At 73.1% G+C, this 16,723-nt stretch carries 15 protein-coding genes; 7 read left to right on the forward strand and 8 right to left on the reverse strand.

The window, feature by feature from the left end; translation table 11 throughout:
- The first annotated feature begins 2 nt into the window (after positions 1-2).
- Entirely contained in the window at positions 3-1,418 is a 1,416-nt protein-coding gene (boxB, locus tag ABZ806_RS14570; RefSeq protein WP_500217727.1) for a benzoyl-CoA 2,3-epoxidase subunit BoxB, read from the forward strand.
- Here the strand turns inward: boxB and ABZ806_RS14575 are convergent.
- Together ABZ806_RS14575 and ABZ806_RS14580 are read right to left on the reverse strand one after the other, a co-directional pair.
- Complete coding sequence (locus tag ABZ806_RS14575) at positions 1,415-1,582, reverse strand: hypothetical protein (RefSeq protein ID WP_500217729.1); 168 nt, start codon at positions 1,580-1,582, stop codon at positions 1,415-1,417. The two genes, boxB and ABZ806_RS14575, sit on opposite strands and share 4 nt — an antisense overlap.
- A 412-nt stretch (positions 1,583-1,994) precedes the next feature.
- Positions 1,995-3,137, reverse strand: a complete 1,143-nt coding sequence (locus tag ABZ806_RS14580) for an acyl-CoA dehydrogenase family protein (protein ID WP_500217731.1) — start codon at positions 3,135-3,137, stop codon at positions 1,995-1,997.
- A 71-nt stretch (positions 3,138-3,208) separates the two neighbouring features.
- Between ABZ806_RS14580 and ABZ806_RS14585 the strand changes: the two genes are divergently transcribed.
- Entirely contained in the window at positions 3,209-3,784 is a 576-nt protein-coding gene (locus tag ABZ806_RS14585) for a TetR/AcrR family transcriptional regulator (protein WP_500217733.1), read from the forward strand.
- 9 nt (positions 3,785-3,793) lie between these two features.
- Here ABZ806_RS14585 and ABZ806_RS14590 read toward each other — a convergent pair whose 3' ends face one another.
- From ABZ806_RS14590 to ABZ806_RS14605, 4 genes are read right to left on the reverse strand one after another with little or no spacing between them, the layout of a single operon-like run.
- Positions 3,794-4,396, reverse strand: a complete 603-nt coding sequence (locus tag ABZ806_RS14590; RefSeq protein ID WP_500217735.1) for a GTP-binding protein — start codon at positions 4,394-4,396, stop codon at positions 3,794-3,796.
- Positions 4,377-4,754: a DUF742 domain-containing protein gene (locus tag ABZ806_RS14595; protein ID WP_500217737.1), complete on the reverse strand. Its 378-nt coding sequence runs from the start codon at positions 4,752-4,754 to the stop codon at positions 4,377-4,379. The genes ABZ806_RS14590 and ABZ806_RS14595 overlap by 20 nt, the downstream gene beginning before the upstream one ends.
- Before the next feature lie 6 nt (positions 4,755-4,760).
- Positions 4,761-5,201: a roadblock/LC7 domain-containing protein gene (locus tag ABZ806_RS14600; protein WP_500217739.1), complete on the reverse strand. Its 441-nt coding sequence runs from the start codon at positions 5,199-5,201 to the stop codon at positions 4,761-4,763.
- Complete coding sequence (locus tag ABZ806_RS14605; protein ID WP_500217741.1) at positions 5,198-7,747, reverse strand: sensor histidine kinase; 2,550 nt, start codon at positions 7,745-7,747, stop codon at positions 5,198-5,200. Before ABZ806_RS14605 ends, ABZ806_RS14600 begins: the two co-directional genes overlap by 4 nt.
- A gap of 433 nt (positions 7,748-8,180) precedes the next feature.
- Between ABZ806_RS14605 and ABZ806_RS14610 the strand changes: the two genes are divergently transcribed.
- The gene (locus ABZ806_RS14610) at positions 8,181-9,725 is read left to right on the forward strand and encodes a M20/M25/M40 family metallo-hydrolase (protein ID WP_500217743.1); all 1,545 of its coding nucleotides are present in this window, start codon (positions 8,181-8,183) and stop codon (positions 9,723-9,725) included.
- A 50-nt stretch (positions 9,726-9,775) separates the two neighbouring features.
- Here the strand turns inward: ABZ806_RS14610 and ABZ806_RS14615 are convergent, their stop codons facing one another.
- Positions 9,776-10,603: an LLM class F420-dependent oxidoreductase gene (locus ABZ806_RS14615; RefSeq protein ID WP_500217745.1), complete on the reverse strand. Its 828-nt coding sequence runs from the start codon at positions 10,601-10,603 to the stop codon at positions 9,776-9,778.
- A 62-nt stretch (positions 10,604-10,665) separates the two neighbouring features.
- Here ABZ806_RS14615 and polA point away from each other — a divergent pair, with 62 nt between their 5' ends.
- The gene (polA, locus tag ABZ806_RS14620; protein ID WP_500217747.1) at positions 10,666-13,299 is read left to right on the forward strand and encodes a DNA polymerase I; all 2,634 of its coding nucleotides are present in this window, start codon (positions 10,666-10,668) and stop codon (positions 13,297-13,299) included.
- On the opposite strand, the gene ABZ806_RS14625 is transcribed toward polA, so the two are convergent.
- A complete protein-coding gene (locus ABZ806_RS14625; RefSeq protein WP_500217749.1) occupies positions 13,300-14,367 on the reverse strand; it encodes a maleylacetate reductase in 1,068 nt (355 codons plus the stop codon).
- A gap of 62 nt (positions 14,368-14,429) precedes the next feature.
- On the opposite strand from ABZ806_RS14625, the gene ABZ806_RS14630 reads away from it, so the two are divergent.
- From ABZ806_RS14630 to ABZ806_RS14640, 3 genes are all read left to right on the forward strand, one after another.
- A complete protein-coding gene (locus tag ABZ806_RS14630) occupies positions 14,430-14,927 on the forward strand; it encodes an inorganic diphosphatase (protein ID WP_500217751.1) in 498 nt (165 codons plus the stop codon).
- Positions 14,928-15,040: 113 nt separating this feature from the next.
- A complete protein-coding gene (locus ABZ806_RS14635) occupies positions 15,041-15,856 on the forward strand; it encodes an SAM-dependent methyltransferase (RefSeq protein WP_500217753.1) in 816 nt (271 codons plus the stop codon).
- 57 nt (positions 15,857-15,913) lie between these two features.
- On the forward strand, positions 15,914-16,462 hold the full coding sequence (locus ABZ806_RS14640; protein WP_500217755.1) for a carboxymuconolactone decarboxylase family protein: 549 nt from the start codon (positions 15,914-15,916) through the stop codon (positions 16,460-16,462).
- Positions 16,463-16,723 lie beyond the last annotated feature (261 nt).

A 16,723-nucleotide genomic window follows, 5' to 3' on the forward strand; every position in this document is an offset into this window, starting at 1 on the left:
CCATGCCGACCACGGCCGACTACGGCGAGAAGATCCCGAACAACGTCGACCTGCACGAGGACCGGCGCCTCCAGCGGGCGCTGGAGTCGTGGCAGCCGAACTTCCTGAACTGGTGGGAGTCGATGGGCCCCACCCTGCCGACGCAGGACGTCTACCTGCGCACGGCGGTGAACGTCGGCCGCGAAGGCTGGGCGCACTTCGGGCATGTCTCCATGAAGGACTACCGGTGGGGCATCTTCCTCTCCGAACGCGACGGCGACCGGCGCATCGGGTTCGGCGCGCACAAGGGCGAGCCCGCCTGGCAGAAGGTCCCCGGCGAATACCGCGCCGATCTGCAGCGCCTGATCGTTATCCAGGGCGACACGGAGCCGGCGTCCGTCGAGCAGCAGCGCAACCTCGGCGCGACCGCGCCCAGCCTCTACGACCTGCGCAACCTGTTCCAGGTGAACGTCGAAGAGGGCCGCCACCTGTGGGCGATGGTCTACCTCCTGCACGCCTACTTCGGACGCGAGGGCCGGGAGGAGGCCGAGGAGCTCCTGCACCGCAACTCCGGCAGCGAGGAGTCGCCGCGCATCCTCGGCGCGTTCAACGAGGAGACTCCCGACTGGCTGTCGTTCTTCATGTTCACCTACTTCACCGACCGGGACGGCAAGTACCAGCTCGGCACGCTGAAGGAGTCCGGCTTCGACCCGCTGTCGCGGACCTGCGAGTTCATGCTCAAGGAAGAGGCCCACCACATGATGGTCGGCACCACCGGCATCGACCGCGTCGTGGAGCGGACCGTCCAGCTCATGAAGGAGCACGACACCGACGACGTCACCGCGCACGGCGCGATCTCGCTGAACGTCATCCAGAAGTACCTGAACTTCCACTACTCGGTGTCGCTCGACCTGTTCGGCTCCGAGACGTCCAGCAACGTCGCCAACTACTACACGGCCGGCCTCAAGGGCCGCTGGATGGAGGGCCGCCGCAAGGACGGCCACCGCCTCACCGACGACGCCATCATGGTGGACGCCCTCGTCGACGGCGCCATCGGGCAGACCGAGGTGGCCGCGCTCACCGGCCTCAACACCGACCTGCGCCGCGAGTACATCTCCGACTGCCAGAGCGGCGTCAACCGGTGGAACCGGATCCTCTCCGACGCGGGCCTCCCGCAGCGCCTCTACCTGCCGAGCGTCGCCTTCAACCGGAAGGTCGGCGCGTTCAAGGGCATCGAGACCGCCCCGGACGGCGAGATGCTCACCGCCGGCGAGTGGGAGCGGCGCAAGGGCGCCTGGCTGCCGACCGAGGTCGACAAGACCCACATCCGGTCGCTGATGCGGCCCGTGCACGAGCGCGGCAAGATCGCCGCCTGGATCGCCCCGCCCCGCAACGGCATCAACGGCCGGCCGTTCGACTACGAGTACGTCCGGCTCTAGGAGAGGCGCAGCGGGAGGCTCTTCCAGGCCCGCAGCGTGTTGTTGTGGTGCCGCACCGGGGTCCCGGCGAGTTCGATGTGTTCGACGCGGCGGGCCAGAGCGGTGAGAAGGGCCTCCGACTCCAGGCGCGCGACGTGCTGCCCGGCGCACCGGCGGATGCCCATGCCGAACCCGACATGACGGTCCCCGCGATCTCGCGGTCGCCGACCGCCGTCCGGAAGAACGTCTGGACGGGCGACTGCCACCGGACGGCCTCGTCGAACGCCGTCCAGGCCAGATGCGGTTGCTCGCGCAGGCGCCGCCACTGGTCCGGATTCGTCGCGAACGCGTAGAGGACGGCGCCGAGCCCGTGCACGGTCGTGTCGACTGGCGCCTTCGCCGCCACACGCAGTCAGCACGCCGAGTTGCGTGTGGTGCCCGATGACGGCGTGCAGGTCCTCCATGAACGGCATCGCCGCCTCCCGGAGGCCGAGCGTCGGCGCGGCCCGCGAAGCCAGCTCCCACAGCCGCATCCCGACCCGCACCCGCCGCCGCTCGTCCCGCGGCAGGACGGACTCGCGTGCCATCCGCGCGGGGTCAGCGGGCGAGGTGGCGGGAGATGACGAGGCGCTGAATCTGGTTGGTGCCCTCGAAGATCTGCATCACCTTGGCCTCGCGCATGTAGCGCTCCACCGGGAAGTCGCGGGTGTAGCCGGCGCCGCCGAGGACCTGGACGGCGTCGGTGGTGACCTTCATGGCGTTGTCGGTGGCGACCAGCTTGGCGATGGACGCCTCGCGGCCGTAGGGGCGGCCCGCGTCCTTCAGGCGGGCCGCCGACAGGTAGGTGGCGCGGGCCGACTCGACCGCGGCGGCCATGTCGGCGAGGACGAACGCGAGACCCTGGTGATCGATGATCGTCTTGCCGAACGCCTCGCGCTGCTTGGCGTAGGCGACGGCGTGGTCGAGGGCGCCCTGGGCGAGGCCGGTGGCGACGGCGGCGATGCCGAGGCGGCCCGCGTCCAGGCCCGCGAGGGCGATGGACAGGCCCTGGCCCTCGTCGCCGATCAGGTTCCCGGCGGGGACGCGGGCGTTCTCCAGGCGGACCGTCGCCGTGGTCGAGCCCATCAGGCCCATCTTGTCCTCGGGCTCGTCGAACTCCAGGCCGGGCGTCCCGGCGGGGACGTGGAAGCAGGAGATGCCGCGGGCGCCGTCGTCGGACGTGCGGGCCATGACGGTGTAGAAGTCGGCCTTGCCGCCGTGCGTCGTCCACGCCTTGGCGCCGTTGAGGACGTAGGAGTCGCCGTCCCGGACGGCCTTGGCGCGCATCGCGGCGGGGTCGGAGCCGGCGTGCGCCTCGGAGAGGCAGTACGCGCCGAGCCTCTCGCCGGAGAGCATGTCGGGGAGCCACTTCGCGCGCTGCTCGCCGGTGCCGTAGGAGAACAGCGGGAAGCAGGAGAGGGCGTGCACGCTGACGCCCACGCCGACGCTCGCCCACACCGCGCCGATCTCCTCCAGGACCTGCAGGTAGATCTCGTACGACTGGTCGCCGCCGCCGAACTCCTCCGGGTAGGGGAGGGTCAGCAGGCCCGCCCGGCCGAGGGTCGCGAACACCTCGCGCGGGAACGTGCCGGTGCGCTCGTCGCCGGCGGCGCGGGGCGACAGCTCCTTGTTCGCGATGTCGCGGGCGAGCGCGAGCAGGTCCGCGGACTCGGGGGTCGGCAGATGGCGGGTGGCGGGCATGGGCGGCTCCTTTCGGCCACCTCACGGTACCAAAACGAGTACCCACGAACTGTGTGCGGTACTGTCGCGGCATGGACCGGGTGGACGAGCGCGTCACGCGGGCGGCGCGGCGGCGGGAGGCGCTGATCGGGCGGCTCATGGACGTCTTCCTCGACCGCGGGTTCGCCGAGCTGAGCGTCGCCGACCTCGCCGCCCTGCTGCGCTGCTCCAAGAGCACGCTGTACTCGGTCGCCGCGAGCCGCGAGCAGATCATCGCGGCGGTGGTGCGCGCGTTCTTCCGCCGGGCGACCGGGCGCGTTGAGGCCGCGCTCGACGCGGACGCCGAGCCGGGGGAGCGGGTCGGCGTCTATCTGCGGGCGATCTCGGAGGAACTGGCGCCCGCCTCGCCCGCCTTCTTCGCCGACCTGGACGCGTTCGCCCCGGCCCGCGAGATCTACAAGCAGAACACCGGGTACGCCGTGGAGCGCGTGCAGGGGCTGGTCCGGGAGGCGTCCGGGGACGCGGACGCGGCGTTCGTCGGCGCCGTCGCGGGCCAGGTGATGGAGTCCATCCACCGCGGCGAGATCAAGGCGCGGACGGGGATGGACGACTCCGCCGCCTACGCCGCCCTCGCGTCCCTCATCGTCGCCCGGATGGCGGCCGGCTAGCCCGCCCGGTCAGTTCTGCGCCGTGTGGAGCGCGTGCTCGACCAGCGCGACCAGCACGCCCCGCGCCACTTCCCGGCTCCGCACGTCGCACATCAGGACGGGCACGTCCGGGTCGACGTCGAGCGCGTCGCGGATCTCGTCGACGCTGTAGCGGCGGGCGCCGTCGAACTGGTTCGCGGCGACCACGAACGGGATCTGCCGCTGCTCGAAGAAGTCGATGGACGCGAAGCTCGTGCTGAGGCGCCGCGTGTCGACCAGCACGATCGCACCGACCGCGCCGAAGGCGATCTGGTCCCACATGAACCAGAACCGCTCCTGGCCGGGCGTCCCGAACAGGTAGAGCCGGACGCCGCCGGAGAACGTCAGCCGGCCGAAGTCCATCGCGACGGTCGTGGTGGACTTGCCCTCCACGCCGCCGAGGTCGTCCACCCCGATCGAGGCGTCGGTGAGGGTCTCCTCGGTGCGCAGCGGCCGGATCTCGCTGACCGCGCCGACCAGGGTCGTCTTGCCCACGCCGAAACCGCCGGCCACCAGCACCTTCAGGGTGTGCAGGGGGACGTCGTCGCCCGGCGCGTACGGCGTCGCGGACGGGTTAGAGGCGGCGAAGTTCATCGAGCACTCTCATCAGGATGCGGGGGTCGGGACGTTCGGACGGCTCCGCCGCCTGCCGGACCTCTTCGATCAGGCCGTACTGGTGCAGGTCCTCCAGGAGGATCTGCACCACCCGGAACGGCAGGTCGGTCTCCGAGGCCAGGTCGGCCGGGGTCGACGGCTGCCGGCACAGCTCCAGCAGCCGCCGCTGCTCGCGGGACAGCCACACCCGGTCGCCCGGGGTGCGGCCGGTCGCGACCAGGATCGTCACCAGGTCGACGACGAGCCCGCGGGGGCGGGTGCGGCCGCGGGTCATCGCGTACGGCCGCACGACGGGGCCGGCGTCCCGCCCGATCCAGCGCTCTCTCGGAGTCTCCACGGTCGCTCAGCCCGACGCACCCGGCTGCAGCGACGTGTCCTGGGACTCGGCGGCGCGCGGCGACGCCGACAGCGCCCGCCGCACCCGCTTGATCAGCATGGTGGTCTCGTAGGCGACCAGCCCGGCGTTGCCGCCGGCGTCGCTGAGCACCGCCAGGCAGCTGCCGTTGCCCGCCGGCATCACGAAGAACAGCTGGTCGTCCAGCTCCACCACGGTCTGCCGGACCTGCTTGGCCTGGAAGTGCTCGCGGGCGCCGTTGGCGAGGCTGTGGAAGCCCGACGACAGCGCCGCGAGGAACTCGGCGTCCTTGCGGGTGACGTCCCCCGAGGCGCCCATGACCAGCCCGTCGCGGGACAGCAGGACGGCCTGGCGGACCTCGCCGACCCGTTGCACCAGATCGTCGAGCAGCCAGTCGAGCTCGCCGGAGGCGTGGCCCTGCCGCGTCATGATTCCCCCCATTCGTCGCGTGGATCGAGATCGCCCGGTTCGTCGTCGGCGACCCTGCCGCGCAGCCAACCAGACTGTAGCGAGGCCATCAGATCGCGGCTCAGCTCCGGACTCGGCTCCTCGAAGTCGTCGTCCGGCCGCTCGGCCGCCTCGGGGGCCGTGGCCTGCGAGCGTTTGCGCAGCTGAGGGGCGAGGTTGCGCTGCCGCACGCGGCGCGGAAGGCGGCCGGTGACCTCGCTGTCCTCTGCCCTGGCGGGTTCCGGATCACCGGCCGGCGGCCGGGTCCGGCCATTGGTGTGCCCCGGCGGGTCGTAGGAGACCGGCGGATCGAAGGAGACCCTCCCTTCCGCGATGCCCGGCGGGTCGTAGGACACCTGCGCGTCGTAGGAGACCTGCGCGTCGTAGGCCACCTCGGCGTCGTAGGCCACCTCGGCGTTGTAGGAGACCTGGGCGTCGTAGGAGTCCGGCGGGTTGAACGCCACCGGCGGCGGCGCGCCGGGCGGCCCGCCGTGCTGCGGGCCCGCGGCCGGGCCGGGCAGCGCGGGCCGGACCGGGCGGCCGAGCCGCGGCGCCCCCGTCCCGGACGCGGCGGGCTGCGTCACCGCGGCGCCGCCGCCGATCGCCTGCCACTGCTCGTCCATGACGACCAGGGCGTGCGGGACCAGCACGATCGCGGTGGTGCCCCCGTAGGCCGAGGGCTGCAGGGAGACCCTGATGTCGTGCCGGGCCGCGAGCCGCGCGACGACGAACAGCCCGAGCCGCTCGGTGTCGACGAGGTCGAACTCGACGGCGTTCGCGAGGCGCCGGTTGAGCGCGTCCAGCTCCTCGGGCGCGAGCCCGATGCCGCGGTCGACGACCTCCACCGCGAGCCCGTTGGCGACGGTCTCGACCTTGACGGTGACCTCCGTCGTCGGCGGGGAGTAGGCGGTGGCGTTCTCGATCAGCTCGGCGAGCAGGTGGATGACGTCGGCGACCACGTCCCCGGTCACCGCGACCGCGGACGCGCCGGTCACCTCGATGCGGGTGTAGTCCTCGACCTCGGCGATCGCGGCGCGCACCACGTCCTCGGCGGCGACCGGGTGGTCCCACGCGCGGACGGTCGGCGAGCCGGACAGGATGACCAGGCCCTCGGCGTGCCGCCGCATGCGGGTCGTCAGGTGGTCGAGGCGGAACAGGTCGTCCAGCTCCTCGGAGCTGGAGGCGCGCCGCTCCATCTGGTCGAGCAGCCGCAGCTGCCGGTGCAGCAGCGACTGGCTGCGCCACGACAGGTTCACGAACACCCGGTTGATGCTGGCGCGCAGCTCGGCCTCGCCGATCGCGGTGCTGATCGCCTGCCGCTGGACGGTCTCGAACGCCTCGCTCACCAGCGCGACCTCGCGGGTCCGGCCGGTCGCGGGACGGGGCGTCTCGGTCTCCAGGTCGACCCGCTCACCGCGCCGCAGCCGCGCCACGACCCGGGGCAGCCGCTCGTTCGCCAGCTCCTGCGCCGACCGCTGCAGCCGGCGCAGCTCGTCGGCGTGCCGGCGGGCGAACAGCAGCGACAGCACGATGGAGGCGAGGACGGCGAGCAGCCCGACGCCGCCCGCCAGGTACACCCGCAGCATGATCGCCTGCCCGGCCGGCGCGACCTCGTCGTGCTGGAGCTGCTCGCCGGCCTTGGCGGTGCTGCCGAGCCACACCTGCCCGGCCGCGCCGGTCACGGCCCGCCACTGCCGCGGATCGGGGGTCCTGCCCTGCTGGACGACGGAGGTCTCCAGCGCGACGAAGTCGGCGTAGGCGGGCGAGTTCACCAGCCCGCTCATGGTCTCCGCCATGTCCCCGCTGAGCCCGATCAGGCCGAGGTCGACCAGCTCGGCGCGGGTGCCCGCCCACTGCGCGAACGCGGCGCGGGTGCCGGCCTTCAGCCGGCCGCCGCCGAGCGCGGTCAGCAGGGTGTCCTCGCGCAGCATGAAGTCGCGCGCCCAGTACATGTACAGCAGGCCGTTGGTCTGCTGGAACACGCTGACGTCGTCGAGGGTCACCAGCGTGGTGAGCAGCCGGACCGTGTTGTCGAAGGCCGTGCTGTAGGCGTTGATGGCGTCCAGCGGCGAGACGTTCTGCGCGGTGATCTGCGACCGGATGCTGGCCAGCTGGTCGAGCTGGTTGCCGACGTTGCGGGTCCGCTGCACCTCGCCGTCGGTGAGGTGCTCGATGGACTCCGGCGTGAGCGCCGTCCTGCGGAAGGCGGCCACCGCGCTCTCGGTCCGGCCGGTCGCCTCCCGGAACTTCTGCGAGGTCGCGGACGACGGCGACATCAGCGCGGCGACCGCGGCGGCGCGCTCCTCCTGCACCGCCTGCATGGCGCGGGTGGCCGGGTCGCCGGCCCGCTCCCGGTTCCCGGAGTACTGGTTGCGCTGGATCGCCTCGTCCAGCGCCGGAACGGCCGAGAAGGTCCACAGGGCCACCAGGGACACCAGCGGGATCGCCAGGAGCACGACGATCCGGCGCCCGATCGGGCGGGTGCGCGGACGCCCGTGGGATCTGTGCACCTGTTCGGGACTCGACAACGGCCTACTCCTGATCGTCGGCGGCCACCTTCAAGTTGACGCAGCATACTCACGCCGATTTGTCCGGTGCCAGCGGCCTCACCTGCTGGAACGCATATCCGGGGAAGTACGGGGCGGGCCGGCGGGCGGATCCGGCGAACGCCGCGGGGCCGCCGTCCGCCCGACGGCGTTTCCGCAGGTCAATGCGGCACCATCGGCGGCCATTCCGGGCTGACCTTGGAGAACGCGTTCCCCCGGCCGTACCGATGATCGACACGAGCGGTGCGGGGCGCCGGGACGGACGGTGACCGGCCGGGCAATTGTCGATCTTGTAAGTGGAGATGAAAAAGAGGCCAATATTGGCCGTTTTGATGCTAAGTCGTGTCTTGTTGTGGGAATTGACTCATGTCAGGCTTCGGGTTGCTTCGTCCCCCCCACAAACGGAGACCTAGTCATGCGCAGAACCGCGCTCGCAACCCTCACCGGGCTGTCGCTCGCAGCCGCCACCGTGGCCGCGATGCCGGCCCAGGCGGCCGCACCGTCCCGTGCCGGGCAGGCCAAGCAGGCCAAGCAGGCCAAGCTGGCCAGGCTGGTCACGCTGAAGAACGTCCGCCACCACCAGCTGAACCTGCAGAAGATCGCGGACGCCAACGGCGGCAACCGGGCCGCCGGGCTCCCCGGCAACAAGATCACCATCAAGTACATCGCCGACCAGCTCGAACGGGCCGGCTACACCCCCACGGTCCAGAACTTCACGTTCGACTTCTGGCAGGAGAAGTCCGCGGCGGTGTTCGCCGAGACCGCGCCGGAGCAGAAGACGTTCGCGCCGGACACCGACTTCGCGACCATGCAGTACTCCGGGTCGGGCGACGTCACCGCCGCCGCGACGCCCGTCGACACCGGTGCCACCGGGCTCGGCAGCGGCTGCGAGGCCGACGACTTCGCCGGTTTCCCGGCGGGCCACATCGCGCTGATCCAGCGCGGCGGCTGCTTCTTCTCGCTGAAGACCGACAACGCCGTCGCCGCCGGCGCGTCCGCCGTGGTCATCTACCAGCTCCCCGACCAGCCCGGCCCCGTCGCGGGCACGCTGACCACGCCGTACGCCGTCCCGGTGGTCGGCCCGACCAACGCGGTCGGCAAGGCCCTCGTCGACCAGGCGAACAACGGCGGCGTGACGCTGCGCGTGAAGACCGACACGCTGAACGAGAAGCGCGAGACGGCCAACGTCCTCGCCGACACCCGGCGCGGACGCGCCGACAACGTCGTGGTCGTCGGCGCCCACAACGACAGCGTCACCGCGGGCCCCGGCATCAACGACGACGGCTCCGGCACGGCGACGCTGCTGGAGATGGCGAAGCAGATCCGCAAGCTCGGCCCGAAGGTCCGCAACACGGTGCGGTTCGCGTTCTGGGGCGCCGAGGAGGAGGGCCTGCTCGGCTCCCAGCACTACGTCGACGCCCTCCCGCAGGCCGAGCGCGACAAGGTCGCGCTGATGCTCGACTTCGACATGCTCGCCTCGCCGAACTACGTCAACTTCGTCTACGACGGGGACGACAGCGCGGGCGAGAACAACGTCGAGCCGCCCGCCGGGTCCGGCGCGATCGAGAAGGCGTTCAACGACTACTTCGCGGGCCGCGGCCTCGCCACCGACCCGACGCCGTTCAACGGGCGGTCCGACTACAACGCCTTCATCACCGCGGGCATCCCCGCCGGCGGCATCTTCACCGGCGCCGAGGGCATCAAGACCCCCGAGCAGGCGGCGGTCTACGGCGGCACCGCCGGAATCGCCTACGACCCCTGCTACCACTCGGCGTGCGACCGCTACGACAACGTCGACCTCAAGGGCTTCGACCACATGATCGACGCCACCGCCGCCGTCACCCAGCTGTTCGCGCACAGCACGCTGACGGTCAACGGCAACGAGTTCGCAAGGCGCCCCCCGGCCCGGGCCGCGAAGCGCATCGTGCCGGACGAGATCGGCACCTACAAGACCCGGTGACACCCGCCCCGTGAGGGACGCGCCCGGCTCCGGGCGCGTCCCTCCCGCGTTCAGGCGAGTGCTTCGGCGATCCCGCGCAGCGCGGGGCGCGGGTCGTCCTCGCCCAGCACCTGGACGGCGACCTGGTCGGCGCCCGCGTCCAGGTGCCCGGCCACCCGCGCGGCCAGCGCCGCGCCGTCGCCCCGCGCGATCAGCGCGTCCAGGAGCGCGTCGCTGCCGCCGTCCGCCACGTCCTCGTCGGTGAAGCCGAGCCGCTTGAAGTTGCTCACGTAGTTGCGCAGCCGCAGGTAGTACCCGGCCGACTCCCGGGCCAGCGCGCGGGCGCGCCCGGTGTCGGTGTCGAACACGACCTTCTGCTCGGGGACGAGGAGCGGCCCCGCGCCCAGCGTCTCCCGCGCCGCGCGCGTGTGCTCGGGCGTGGTGAAGTACGGGTGCGCGCCCGCGGCGCGCTCCGCCGCCAGCCGCAGCACCTTCGGCCCGAGCGCCGCCAGCACCCGCCCCTCCACCGGGACGTTCGCGGCGTCCAGGTCGTCCAGGTACCGGACGATCGTCTCGTACGGGCTGCGGTACTCCTGCGTCGCCTCCGGGTGGCCGATGCCGACGCCGAGCAGGAACCGGCCGCCGTGCGCGTCGGTCAGCCGGTGGTAGGACGCGGCGACCTCCGCGGCCGGCGTCGCCCACATGTTGACGATGCCGGTCGCGACCACGAGCCGGTCGGTGGCCGCCAGCAGCCGCTCGGCGATCTTCAGGTCGCCGCGCGGGGAGCCGCCGATCCAGATCGCGCCGTAGCCGAGGTCCTCGACGTCCTTGGCCAGGTCGCCGTCCAGCGCGTTCCACGGCCGCCAGATGCCCAGCCGGCCCAGTTCGATCTTGTCCATGTCGCCCCCAACACCTCGCGCGGCCGTTTCATGCCCCCTTCCCCGGTGCCAGGATGTGAGACATGACCGACCGGTCCCGCCTGCTGCTCCTGGACGGCCACTCGCTGGCCTACCGGGCGTTCTACGCGCTGCCGGTGGAGAACTTCGCCACCACGTCCGGGCAGCCGACGAACGTCGTCTACGGGTTCGCGAACATGCTGGCCAACGTGCTGCGGGACGAGCGCCCGACGCACGCCGCCGTCGCCTTCGACGTGTCCCGCCGGACGTTCCGCAGCGAGGCGTTCCCCGAGTACAAGGCGACCCGGGCCCGGTCGCCGGAGGAGTTCGGCAGCCAGCTCGGCGTCCTGGACCGGCTGCTCGCGGCGATGGGCCTGCCGGTGCTGCGGGCGCCCGGCTACGAGGCCGACGACGTGATCGCGACGCTCGCGACGGCGGCCGCGGCGGACGGCATGGCCGTGCTGATCGTCACCGGCGACCGGGACGTCCTCCAGCTGGTCAGCGACGACGTCACCGTCCTGTACTTCTACCGGACGGCCGCGGAGATGATCCGGTACACGCCCGAGGCGGTGCGGGCCAAGTACGGCCTGACCCCGGCGCAGTACCCCGACTTCGCGGCGCTGCGCGGCGACCCGTCCGACAACCTGCCGAGCATTCCCGGCATCGGGGAGAAGACGGCCGCGAAGTGGGTCCGCGAGTTCGGATCGCTCGGCGCGCTGCTGGAGCGCGCCGGCGAGGTGAAGGGCAAGGCGGGGGAGAGGCTGCGCGCCGCGCGGGACACGGTGCGGCTCAACCGCCGGCTGACCGAACTAGTCCGCGACGTGGACCTGCCGCTCGCGCCCGCCGACCTGCGGCGGCGCCCCTACGACCTGTCCGCGTTCACCGCGCTGCTGGACGAGCTGGAGTTCCGCAACGCCAGCCTCCGCGAGCGCCTCTTCGCCGCCGACCCCGGCGGCGGGCCGGCCCCGGAGGCGGCGCGCCCCGAGCCGCTGCACGGCCGCGAGCCGGGCCCGGACGAACTCGCCGGCTGGCTGGCGGCCCACGCCACCGGCCCGACCGGGCTGGCCGCCGACGCCGCCTGGGTGCGCGGCGCGGGCGGCATCGCGCGGATCGCGCTGGCCACCGGCGACGGGCACGCCGCCTCGTTCGAGCCGTCCGGCCTCACCGAGGGCGACGAGCGCGCGTTCGCGGCGTGGCTGGCCGATCCCGGCCGCCCCAAGGCGCTGCACGATGTCAAGGCGCTGCTGCGCGTGTTCGGCGAGCGCGGCTGGCGGCTCGGCGGCGTCGCCACCGACATCGCGATGGCCGCCTACCTGCTGCTGCCCGGCCTGGCCGCCTACGGGATCGCCGACCTCGCGGGCCGGCACCTGGGGCGGCGGCCGCCCGCCGGCGGCGCGGCCGGGCTCATGCTGAGCGCCCGCGCCGTCCTCGACCTCGCCGGGGTGTTCGCCGCCGACCTGGCGTCCACCGGTATGGACGCGGTCCTCCGCGACGTCGAGCTGCCGCTGTCGGACCTGCTCGCCCGCGCCGAACGCGCCGGGATCCACGTGGACGCCGCCCTCCTGGACGACCTGGAGCGGCACTTCGCGGACGCGATGGAGCGCGCCGCCGACGAGGCCGCCGAGATCGCCGGCCACCCCTTCAACCCGGGCTCGACGAAGCAGCTGCAGGAGGTGCTGTTCGGCGAGCTGAACCTGCCGAAGACCAAGAAGATCAAATCCGGGTACTCCACCGACCTGGACGCGCTGACCTGGCTCGCGACCCAGACCGGCAACGGGCTCCCGCAGGTGCTGCTGCGGCACCGCGACCAGGCGCGGCTGCGCACCACCGTCGCCGGGCTGATCCGCGAGATCGGCGCGGACGGCCGGATCCACACCACCTTTCAGCAGACCGTCGCCGCCACCGGGCGGCTCACCTCGGCCGAGCCGAACCTGCAGGTCATCCCGGTCCGCACCGAGGAGGGGCGGCGCATCCGCCGCGCGTTCGGGCCGGGCGAGGGGTTCGCGTCGCTGCTGACCGCCGACTACGGGCAGCTCGAACTGCGCGTCATGGCGCACCTGTCGCAGGACCCGACGCTGCTGGCCGCGTTCGAGTCCGGCGAGGACCTGCACGCCACGATGGCCGCGCAGGTCTTCCAGGTCGCCCCGGACGCCGTCACCCCGGACATGCGCCGCAAGATCAAGGCGATGTCGTACGGGCTGGCGTACGGGCTGTCGGCGTTCGGGCTCGCCAAGCAGCTCGGCATCCCGATGGGGGAGGCGCGCCCGCTGATGGACGCCTACTTCGCGCGGCTCGGCGGCGTCCGCGACTACCTGGACCACGTCGTCGCCGAGGCCCGCGTCACCGGCTACACCCGGACGGTCCTCGGCCGCCGCCGCTACCTGCCGCAGCTGACCAGCGACGACCGGCGGCGCCGCGAGACCGCCGAGCGGATGGCGCTGAACGCGCCGGTCCAGGGCTCCGCCGCCGACATCGTCAAGATCGCGATGCTGCGGGTGGACGGGGCGCTCACCGCGGCCGGGCTGCGCAGCCGGCTGCTGCTCCAGGTGCACGACGAGATCGTCCTGGAGGTGGCGCCGGGGGAGCGGGACGCCGTCGCGGAGATCGTCCGCGACCGGATGACGACCGCCTACCCGCTCACCGTCGGCCTGGAGGTCGCCATCGGCGCCGGCGCCGACTGGAACGCCGCCGCCCACTAGCTAGGCGGCGGGCGGGCGCCCCTCCCAGGCGTTGCCGAGCAGGACCCGGAGCCCCGCCTCTTCCGCCGGGCGCGGGTTGGCGAACCCGCCGGCGGCGGCCCGCGCGACGACATCGTCCAGGTGAGCGGGGTCGGCGCCCAAGTCCTTGAGGGAGCGCGGCAGGCCCAGCGAACCGGACAGGTCCCACAGCGCGCGGGCCGGGTCGTCGCGTCCGAGGGCCGCCTGGAGCGCCGCCACGGCGTCCGGCGCGGCGGCGGCGTTGTAGGCCAGGGCGTGCGGCAGCAGGACGGAGTGCGTCTCGGCGTGCGGCAGGTTCAGCGAACCGCCGAGGATGTGGCACAGCTTGTGGTGCAGGCCCATCGTCGTGGCGCTCAGGCACGTCCCGCACAGCCACGCCCCGTACAGGGCGCGGGTGCGCGCGGGCAGGCCGCCGGGATCCCGGACGACTTCCGGCAGCGCCCCGGCCAGCGCGCGGACCGCCTCCCCCGCCAGCAGCGAGACGACCGGCGACGCGTCGGGGGCGTAGAGCGCCTCGACGGCGTGCGCCATCGCGTTCATCGCCGACGCCGCCGACACGGCCGGCGGCAGCCCCAGCGTCAGGGACGGGTCGTAGAGCACCGTCCGGGCGAGCACCCGCTCGTCGCGCCCGGTGCGCTTGGCGCCGCCCTCCGTCATGCCCCACGTCGGCGTCATCTCCGACCCGGAGTACGTCGTCGGGACGGCCACGATCGGCAGCCCCGTCTCCCTGGCGACCGCCTTGGCCAGGCCGACCGCCGACCCGCCGCCGAACGGGACCAGGCCGTCCGCCCGGAGCGCCCCGGCGACCCGGCACGCCTCGGCCGCAGCCTCCGCCGGGACGTGCATCACGGCCCCGGGGTGGACGCCGGCGACCCGCGCGCCCAGCGGGGCCGCGGCGCGCTCGGCGTCCGCCCGCCGCCCCGGCGTCGACAGGACGAGCACCCGGGACAGGCCGAGCGCGTCCACCTCGGCGGGCAGCGCGGCGAGCACGCCCTCGCCGAAGACGACCCGCACGGGGAGCGGCCGGTAGGCGAATCGCAGCGCGTCCATGCCCCGACCCTACGATCACCCGCTCTCCCGCCGGGTAGGGTCCGCGGAAGGGGGAGGTACTCATGGAGATCGAGATGGTCGTCGAGATCCCCGGTGGATCGCGCAACAAGTACGAGATGGACCACGCGCTCGGCCGCATCAGGCTCGACCGGATGCTGTTCACGGCGACCCGTTACCCGCACGACTACGGCTACATCCCGGACACCTGCGCCGAGGACGGCGACCCGCTGGACGCGATGGTGCTGCTGGAGGAGCCCACGTTCCCCGGCTGCCAGATCACCGTCCGCAGCCTCGGCGTGTTCTGGATGCACGACGAGAAGGGCCCGGACGCGAAGGTGCTCACCGTCCCGTCCCGCGACGTCCGGTACGCCGGCGTCCAGGACCTGCGGGACGTGCACGAGCACGTCCTCGACGAGATCGCGCACTTCTTCGACATCTACAAGAGCCTGGAGCCGGGCAAGGCCGCCGACGTGCGCGGCTGGCAGGACCGGCAGGTCGCCGACCGCACGATCACCGAGGCCGCCGAACGGGCGCGGGCGACGAGCGGCCCGACCGCCTGACCGGCGCCCGCCCCCGGTCCCGCGTGACCGACTTCACCCGCCGGGGCCGCGCCCGGCCGTGTAGCGTCGGCACCCCCCGGGCGGGCGCGCCCGGGACCCGGAGGTGAGACCGCATGAGCACCGGTGGCAGGGAGAGCGCGGACGACGGGATCCGCTCGGACCGCCCGGTGTCGGCGCGGGTCTGGGACTACTGGCTCGGCGGCAAGGACCACTACGAGGTGGACCGGATGGCGGGCGAGCAGGTCGCGCGGCGGGTCCCCGGGATCGTCGCCGCCGCCCGCACCGACCGGCTCTTCCTCGGCCGCTGCGTCCGGCACCTGGCGGCGCAGGAGGGCGTGCGGCAGTTCCTCGACATCGGCACCGGGCTGCCGACCGCGGACAACACCCACGAGATCGCGCAGCGGGTCGCGCCGGAGTCGCGCATCGTCTACGTCGACAACGACCCGCTGGTGCTCGTCCACGCGCGTGCCCTGCTCACCAGCTCGCCGGAGGGCGCCACCAGCTACATCGACGCCGACGTCCGCGACCCCGACCGGATCCTCGCCGAGGCCGCCGCGACCATCGACCTCGGCAGGCCCGTCGCCCTGATGATGCTCGCCCTGCTGCACCTCATCACCGACGACGGCGAGGCGCGGAGCATCCTGGACCGGCTCGTCGGCGCGCTCGCCCCCGGCAGTTTCGTGGCGCTGTCGCACGCCTGCCTGGACGTGGACGTCACGCACGACGCCGTCGAGGCGTGGAACCAGAGCGGCACCCCGCACCCGCTCCGGGCGCGGACCGCCGCGGAGATCGAGGCGCTGTTCGACGGCCTGGAATTGGTCGATCCCGGCGTGGTGTCGTGCGCCCGGTGGCGTCCCGAGCCCAATCCGTGGGGCGAGCCGCAGGAGACCATGACCTTTTGTGGAGTGGCGAGAAAACTATCCGGCTGACTGCGTTCGTACGAGGATAAGAGGAATTGTCCGACATCATTCCTCTGGAGGCGGTCCTTGGCGCATATCGAATTGGACGAGAATGTCCCCGGGCTGCCGTCCCTGCTCCGGTTCCGGCCGGAGACGGCGGGCCCGCTGAGCGCCCTCGCCGACGCCCTGCTGCGCGGCCCCGGCCCGCTCGACCGCGGTGAGCGGGAGCTGATCGCCGCCTACGTGTCCGAGCTGAACGGCTGCCGGTTCTGCGCCTCCTCGCACGGCGCGTGCGCCGCCGCGCAGCTGCCCGGCGGCATGACGCTCGTCCAGCAGGTCCACGCCGACCCGGCGGCCGCGCCCGTCTCCGCCAAGCTCAGGGCGCTCCTCGCCATCGCCGCCGCCGTGCGGCGCGGCGGCCGGGAGGTCGGCGACGCGCACATCGCCGCCGCCCGCGAGGCCGGCGCCACGGACGTCGAGATCCACGACACGGTCCTCATCGCCGCCGCGTTCTGCATGTACAACCGGTACGTGGACGGCCTGGCGACCAGCGCCCCGGAGGACCCGGCCGCGTACGCGCAGATGGCCGAGCGGCTCATCGCCCACGGCTACGGGGGCGCCGCGGCCCCGCGCTGAAACCGGTCGACCGCGGGCGCGCCGACGGGGAGGATGGCCGGGTGAAGATCAGGCTCGCCGGCGGTGTGGTGGCGTCGGGGCGGCATGCCTGGACCGCCCGCCCCGCCGGTCCGGTGCGGCTGCTCGACCAGTCCGGCGCGCCGCCGGGGGCCGCCGTCGCGCTAGGTGTACTGACCACAGAGGTTGTGGACGTGGCGACATGCTGCCGATGATCTTGGCGTGAGGGAGGGCCTCCGGGTTCGGTGTGGATTGCGAGATCTA

The organism is Spirillospora sp. NPDC047418 (assembly GCF_040643275.1).
GTDB lineage: Bacteria > Actinomycetota > Actinomycetes > Streptosporangiales > Streptosporangiaceae > Spirillospora.

Excerpts from the sequence above, each read along its gene's own strand:
- boxB (WP_500217727.1), top strand. The coding sequence starts at position 3 with ATGCCGACCACGGCCGACTACGGCGAGAAGATCCCGAACAACGTCGAC.
- ABZ806_RS14575 (WP_500217729.1), bottom strand. The coding sequence starts at position 1,582 with ATGGGCATCCGCCGGTGCGCCGGGCAGCACGTCGCGCGCCTGGAGTCG.
- ABZ806_RS14580 (WP_500217731.1), bottom strand. The coding sequence starts at position 3,137 with ATGCCCGCCACCCGCCATCTGCCGACCCCCGAGTCCGCGGACCTGCTC.
- ABZ806_RS14585 (WP_500217733.1), top strand. The coding sequence starts at position 3,209 with ATGGACCGGGTGGACGAGCGCGTCACGCGGGCGGCGCGGCGGCGGGAG.
- ABZ806_RS14590 (WP_500217735.1), bottom strand. The coding sequence starts at position 4,396 with ATGAACTTCGCCGCCTCTAACCCGTCCGCGACGCCGTACGCGCCGGGC.
- ABZ806_RS14600 (WP_500217739.1), bottom strand. The coding sequence starts at position 5,201 with ATGACGCGGCAGGGCCACGCCTCCGGCGAGCTCGACTGGCTGCTCGAC.
- ABZ806_RS14610 (WP_500217743.1), top strand. The coding sequence starts at position 8,181 with ATGCGCAGAACCGCGCTCGCAACCCTCACCGGGCTGTCGCTCGCAGCC.
- ABZ806_RS14615 (WP_500217745.1), bottom strand. The coding sequence starts at position 10,603 with ATGGACAAGATCGAACTGGGCCGGCTGGGCATCTGGCGGCCGTGGAAC.
- polA (WP_500217747.1), top strand. The coding sequence starts at position 10,666 with ATGACCGACCGGTCCCGCCTGCTGCTCCTGGACGGCCACTCGCTGGCC.
- ABZ806_RS14625 (WP_500217749.1), bottom strand. The coding sequence starts at position 14,367 with ATGGACGCGCTGCGATTCGCCTACCGGCCGCTCCCCGTGCGGGTCGTC.
- ABZ806_RS14630 (WP_500217751.1), top strand. The coding sequence starts at position 14,430 with ATGGAGATCGAGATGGTCGTCGAGATCCCCGGTGGATCGCGCAACAAG.
- ABZ806_RS14635 (WP_500217753.1), top strand. The coding sequence starts at position 15,041 with ATGAGCACCGGTGGCAGGGAGAGCGCGGACGACGGGATCCGCTCGGAC.